Here is a 5937-nt window from a genome sequence, read left to right as displayed (position 1 = left end):
AGTTATTGGTTGTTGGTTATTGGTTGTTGGTTATTGGTTATTGGTTATTAGTTATTGGTTGTTAAGCTGTTGCGGCAGTTAAATTGAATGTCAAAAAACATCTAAATCTTGTGGGGTGTCCTGCCCGCCCTGAACATACAATTTAAATGCGTGACAGCTTAGTTACTCGCTTGGGGCTACTAATAACTAATAACATTAATATTCACAGTCAACAGCCAACAGTTAACTGTCAACAGCCAACAGTCAACAGCCAACAGTTAACAGCCAACTGTCAACAGTCAACAGCCAACAGTCAACAGTCAACAGTCAACAGTCAACTGACCAAGGGCTTAGAAACCGGGGAGATTCAGTCCGCCGGTCAGTTCTTCCATTTTCTCCCGCATCGTAGCCGTAGACTTAGTGTAAGCATCCAGCATCGCTACCGTGACGAGTTCAGAAACCACATCAGCACCTTCACCGAGGGCATCCGGCGAAATTTCGACCCGGCGGGGTTCTTGGTTGCCGCTGAGAAAAACCTTGACCAAGCCGCCGCCGGCATTTCCCTCAATTTCCATTACATCCAACTCTTCTTGAAGCTTTTTAGCTCCTTCTTGAACTTGCTGAGCTTTTTTGAAAGCTTCAGTCAGTTCTTTCATTTTGCCCAGGCCGAAGCCAAATCCTTGTCCTGATTTTGTCATAACTAATTTTTGATGGTGTGTGGGCTGGCAGTTTGCCGCTTTCGTATTACTTCAATGATGCCTTAGAAAGGGAACTCTCCCAGTATTCTAACTTCTGGCTCCAACAACAGCGACCACCGCTGTTCGACTTGCTGTTGAACGTGGCGGATCAATTGAAAAATATCATTTGCCGTTGCTGACCCGCAGTTAAGAATAAAATTAGCATGGCGCTGAGCTACTTGTGCGCCGCCGATTTGATATCCCTTCAGTCCCGCTTGTTCGATGAACCAACCTGCAGTCTTGGGGCCGGGGTTGCGGAAGACTGAGCCGCAGCTCGGTAAGTGGTAAGGTTGAGTTGTCCGCCGCTGGCTGAAATTTTCATTAGTGACGGCCATTACTTGCGATCGGTCAAATCCCGGCTGCAACTGAAAAGTCGCTTCTGTTACCAGGCGATCGCCCCCTTGCAGCACCGAAGTCCGGTAGCGGTACTCCAACTCTTGGGGAGTCAAAATTTCCACTTTACCGGAGGGGGATAGCAGGCGAGCATTGACCAGAATATCAGCAGTACAGCCCCTGTGAGCGCCTGCATTCATCACCACAGCCCCTCCCACGGTGCCCGGTATACCGACAGCCCATTCTAGACCTTTCCAGCCCCGTTTAGCCGCCAACCAAGCGAGGCGGGGAATTGACTCCCCCGCCCCGGCCGTAACTTGACCTGTTTCTGCATTGAAATTCACCTGTTTGAGGTAGCGAGTGGCGACAACCAAACCGGACAAACCCCGATCGCTCACCAACAGATTAGAACCCGCACCCAGCAGAGTCACCGGCACTTCTTCATCCTGTGCCCAGGCAAAACTTGCTTGCAAAGCCTCCACAGTGCGGGGAGCGACGTACCACTCGGCCGGGCCGCCAACTCGGAAGGAAGTCAGGCCCGCCAGCGCAACTTGGGAGTTAATCTTGCAGTCAGTTCCCCGCAAAGAAATAGGAGAATACACTCGCTGATTGTCCTTAACAGAAAAGTGATTCGAGATAGCCACCATCTTGAAAATCCTTAAATATACCTTCGCTGGAAGACGCGGTTGAAAATTTATTTATCGGTGCCGCCACTTTGAGCGAGCCGCCAGAGCCAGCAGTGTCGGTACAACCTGCACCGCCGGAGGCTGTCGATCGACTCTTTCGGGCGAGCTAACTAATCCGGGCGCGAGGCGGCTTGATAACAGGCCATCACCTCTGGAATAATCTGATTGAGATTGCCAGCACCCAAAAACAAAGCCAAATCTCCCGGTTGCAGATTTTCATTTAAAAACTGAGTGACTAATTCCAGGGAAGGCAAAAACTTCACTTCCCGCCCTTCTTTAGCAATCAAATCAGCAACCTGCTGCCCGCTAATCGATCCTAAATTCGGCTCCCCAGCACTGTAAATATCGCAAGCCACCACCAAATCTGCATCCCCAAAAGATTGGGCAAATTCTGGCAAAAATGTCAGAGTCCGGCTGTAACGGTGAGGTTGAAAAATAGCAACCACTCTTCGAGATTTGGAATTTTTTTCGCTACCTTCAATTCGCAAGCGAGCGGCCGCCAAGGTAACGCGAATTTCGCTGGGGTGGTGAGCGTAGTCATCTACAAACAAGATGTCACTGTGAAAACCCCGCACCTCAAAACGGCGGCGAGCTCCTTCAAAGCCGGCAATCGCTTTGGCAATCGCCGAAAACTCCAACCCCAACAATCTACCCACTGCTACCGCAGCTAGTGCATTGCTGAGATTGTGTGTCCCCAGCAGCTTCAACTCCATTTCTCCCAAGAAAGCTCCTCGCTCCCAAATGCCTGCCTTGGTGCTTTCGGACCCGTACTTTACCCCCGAAACCGTGTAGTCAGCGCCGCTATCCGGCCGCAAACTGTAGCTGACATTGGGCGCGAGGCAATCTTTGACGATTTGGTCGTCAATGCAGCCCACCAAGGTTTGACAGTTTTGGGCAAACACCTTAAATGTGTCTATTACCTGGTCGAGGGTATCGTAATGGTCTGGATGATCCAGTTCCACATTCGTCACTATGCCAATTTTGGCTACCAGCTTGACGAGAGAACCGTCGGATTCATCAGCCTCGGCCACTAAGTAAGGGCTTTTCCCCAAGCGGGCGTTGCCTTCCCAAGCATTTACCTCGCCTCCTACTACGATCGTCGGGTCTAGACCGGCCGCCATCAGCATGAAGCCGATTAAGCTGCTAGTAGTAGTTTTGCCGTGAGTCCCTGCTACGGCTATGCTTTGGTAATCTTGAATTAAGGCCGCCAACACATCCGATCGATGAAAAATCGGACAGCCCAAATCTAAAGCAGCTCGATATTCGGCATTTGCCGGGTGAATTGCCGTCGAACATACTACTTGAGGCAATCCCCCATTTGCTGGCGCGCTTGAACCGTTGCCGTTCAATTTGAGAGCTTCGGCCGTCGCGACGGAAGTCCCTACCGCACCAGCGACCGAGGATACTATATTTTCGGGTGTCCCGCGATCGGAACTGCTACCGTTGATAGCCGTTTGAAAAACTTCAAAATTGCTGGCGTCTTGACGCCAAAAAATGTGAGCTCCCATTTCTTGCAAGCGCTCGGTGATGTGACTCGATTTAATATCGGAGCCGTACACGGGCAACTTGCGTTTAGCTAGAATGTAGGCAATGGCTGACATCCCAATTCCACCAATCCCGATGAAATGAAATGGTCTACCGCTGAAATCAACAGAACTCGGCATCTTCGCTCCTCACACACCACACCACGCCAATAACACGCGATATCATATCAAGAATTGTTTTTTCAGGATAGAGTTCGCTAGAGATTTTGTACAAATTTCTCTGCGCGTCCCTTGATTTTCGGGACTTGTAGAGATGTTTGTCTTGTATCCTATATGACTTAGTACCGAGTAGTTTTCCGGAACGGTCACAATAGAAAATTGCAGGTAACAGAGAATGGGGTTTGGGGACAGGACAAACTGAGTAATTTTGGGCGGTTGCACAATCCTGCATTATTTTTATTTCTATCCGCCTGCTGTGCTGCGGTACCGCAGCAAAAGCCCCACAACCTTTTTACCAAGATTGGGGGTAAAACCCACAAGGATTTACCAACACTACCACGTATGAGGAAAATCGCGATTTTTGGGGGGACTTTTGACCCGGTTCACTGGGGGCACCTGTCGATCGCCCAGACGGCTGCGAGTCAATTTGCTCTCGATCGAGTCATTTGGGCGATCGATCGCGCTCCTGGTCACAAGCCGCACAGTGTTTTGGCAAGTTTTGACCAACGGCGGGAAATGGTGGCTCTGGCAACGGCTGGGCGGTCGGATTTTGGACTTTTGCCAGTGGATACCAATCCCTCTGGAACTTCTGCGATCGACACCCTGCTGTATTTGCAAAAATCGTATCCAGGCGATCGGTGGCACTGGATTATTGGTAGCGACGCGCTCCAAACTCTCCCCAAATGGCACCGCTGCGCCGAAATAGGCGGGCTGTGCGACTGGTTGGTCGCGCCCCGGAGCGGAGGAGTCGGGGAGTGCGAGGATGTCCCAAAAGCAGCCGAATCAAAGATCCACCTTCAGACAGATGCTGTTTGCCGGCGAGTGGCAGAAAAGATGGCTGTTCTTGACGTGGAAATTCGCTGGCAAGTATTGTCCGCGCCCAGCATCGAGATTTCGTCGAGCCGCATCCGCCGCTTGGGTGCCGAAAATCGCGAGCTCAGTTACTTAGTCCCGGAAGCTGTACGGACTTATATTGCGACTCAGAACCTTTACCAGCCACCAGCAGCCGAAAGCTGAATCCCTTCGGCCTGGGGATTTTTGGCTAGCTAAAAAAGCTGAGGTTTTTTTGATTAACACAAAAAGTTAGAAAGGATCGAGCTTTGCGATATGATCTGGTGTCATAACTCAATTCTTAAATTTTTCCAAAATTTAAGCCTAAGTAAAGGGCTGCCATCGTTAGGAGGTACAAGGTGATTAGAGTCGCGATTAATGGTTTTGGGCGTATTGGGCGCAGTTTTACGCGCTGCTGGCTGGGCCGAGAAGATAGCCAGCTCGAGCTGGTAGCTATTAATGACACTTCCGATCCGAAAACTAATGCTCACTTGCTGAAATACGATTCCATGATGGGAACGTTGAAGGGTGTAGACATCAGCACGGATGAAAATTCGATTATTCTCAACGGCAAGACAGTTAAGTGCGTGAGCGATCGCAATCCGCTCAACCTGCCTTGGAAAGATTGGGGTATTGATCTGATTATTGAAGCAACCGGCGTCTTCGTTGACCAAGCTGGTGCATCGAAGCATATCACGGCCGGCGCGAAAAAAGTGCTGATTACAGCTCCCGGCAAGGGCCCAGAAGTAGGGACTTATGTGATGGGAGTCAACCACCACAACTACAAGCACAGTGACTACACTGTCATCAGCAATGCTAGCTGTACCACTAACTGTCTGGCTCCGGTGCTGAAAGTGCTTAACGACAATTTTGGCATCATCAAAGGCATGATGACGACTACCCACAGCTATACTGGCGACCAGCGCTTGTTGGATGCCAGCCACCGTGACTTGCGGCGGGCGCGGGCTGCTGCAATCAACATTGTGCCGACTTCCACCGGAGCGGCCCAAGCTGTGGCTTTGGTGATTCCAGAGTTGAAGGGTAAGTTAAATGGCATCGCCATGCGCGTGCCGACTCCTAATGTGTCGGTAGTTGATTTTGTGGCTCAGGTAGAGAAAAAGACTTTTGCCGAGCAGGTAAATCAAGTGTTCAAAGAAGCGGCCGAAGGCTCGATGAAGGGGATTTTGGAGTACAACGATTTGCCTCTGGTTTCTTGCGACTATCGCGGAAGCGACGCTTCTTCGATCCTGGATGCCAGTTTGACGCTGGTGATGGACGGCGACATGGTGAAGGTGTTGTCTTGGTACGACAATGAGTGGGGCTACAGTCAGCGGGTGGTTGACTTGGCTGAATTGGTCGCCGAACGCTGGGAAGGCTAGATCCCTGACTTCTTTCCGGCAGTCCAGTCGTCCGGCAGTCCGGCAGGGGTTTCAACCCCTGCCTCAAAGAAGACAGTCCTCGCTATGAGGACTCTATTAGTCCTTATGATATAGAGGAGACGGCAGTGCCGTGTCCCTACAATCGATCGCGGTAGGGACACGGCACTGCCGTCTCCTAATTTCGGGTAATATTAATTCCGATAATTCTTTCCGGCAGTCCAGCCGTCCGGCAGGGGTTTCAACCCCTGCCTCAAAGAAGACAGTCCTCGCTATGAGGACTCATTAGTCC

Annotated in this window: 5 protein-coding genes; 2 read left to right on the top strand and 3 right to left on the bottom strand. The window is 50.8% G+C overall.

Translation table 11 applies throughout. The features are described 5' to 3' along the window. Positions 1-329 precede the first annotated feature (329 nt). The 3 genes from WBA89_RS20900 to murC form a co-directional block, all read right to left on the bottom strand. A complete protein-coding gene (locus WBA89_RS20900) occupies positions 330-677 on the bottom strand; it encodes a YbaB/EbfC family nucleoid-associated protein (protein WP_424409153.1) in 348 nt (115 codons plus the stop codon). A gap of 62 nt (positions 678-739) precedes the next feature. After that, positions 740-1696, bottom strand: a complete 957-nt coding sequence (gene murB / locus WBA89_RS20895; protein WP_424409152.1) for a UDP-N-acetylmuramate dehydrogenase — start codon at positions 1694-1696, stop codon at positions 740-742. Positions 1697-1845: 149 nt separating this feature from the next. Further along, positions 1846-3399, bottom strand: a complete 1554-nt coding sequence (gene murC, locus WBA89_RS20890; protein ID WP_424409151.1) for a UDP-N-acetylmuramate--L-alanine ligase — start codon at positions 3397-3399, stop codon at positions 1846-1848. A gap of 381 nt (positions 3400-3780) precedes the next feature. On the opposite strand from murC, the gene nadD reads away from it, so the two are divergent. Beyond that, positions 3781-4455 carry a nicotinate (nicotinamide) nucleotide adenylyltransferase gene (nadD, locus tag WBA89_RS20885; protein WP_424409149.1) on the top strand — a complete coding sequence of 225 codons (675 nt, stop codon included), beginning with the start codon at positions 3781-3783 and terminating at the stop codon, positions 4453-4455. Positions 4456-4628: 173 nt separating this feature from the next. Then, positions 4629-5648 carry a type I glyceraldehyde-3-phosphate dehydrogenase gene (locus WBA89_RS20880; RefSeq protein ID WP_333421932.1) on the top strand — a complete coding sequence of 340 codons (1020 nt, stop codon included), beginning with the start codon at positions 4629-4631 and terminating at the stop codon, positions 5646-5648. Positions 5649-5937: the final 289 nt, after the last annotated feature.

The sequence above is a fragment of the Microcoleus sp. genome (assembly GCF_049646505.1).
In the GTDB taxonomy this organism is placed as follows: domain Bacteria; phylum Cyanobacteriota; class Cyanobacteriia; order Cyanobacteriales; family Microcoleaceae; genus Microcoleus.
This window is presented reverse-complemented; position numbering and strand designations above follow the sequence as displayed.

Coding starts and splice junctions, on each gene's coding strand:
- WBA89_RS20900 (WP_424409153.1), bottom strand. CDS start 677: ATGACAAAATCAGGACAAGGATTTGGCTTCGGCCTGGGCAAAATGAAA.
- murB (WP_424409152.1), bottom strand. CDS start 1,696: ATGGTGGCTATCTCGAATCACTTTTCTGTTAAGGACAATCAGCGAGTG.
- murC (WP_424409151.1), bottom strand. CDS start 3,399: ATGCCGAGTTCTGTTGATTTCAGCGGTAGACCATTTCATTTCATCGGG.
- nadD (WP_424409149.1), top strand. CDS start 3,781: ATGAGGAAAATCGCGATTTTTGGGGGGACTTTTGACCCGGTTCACTGG.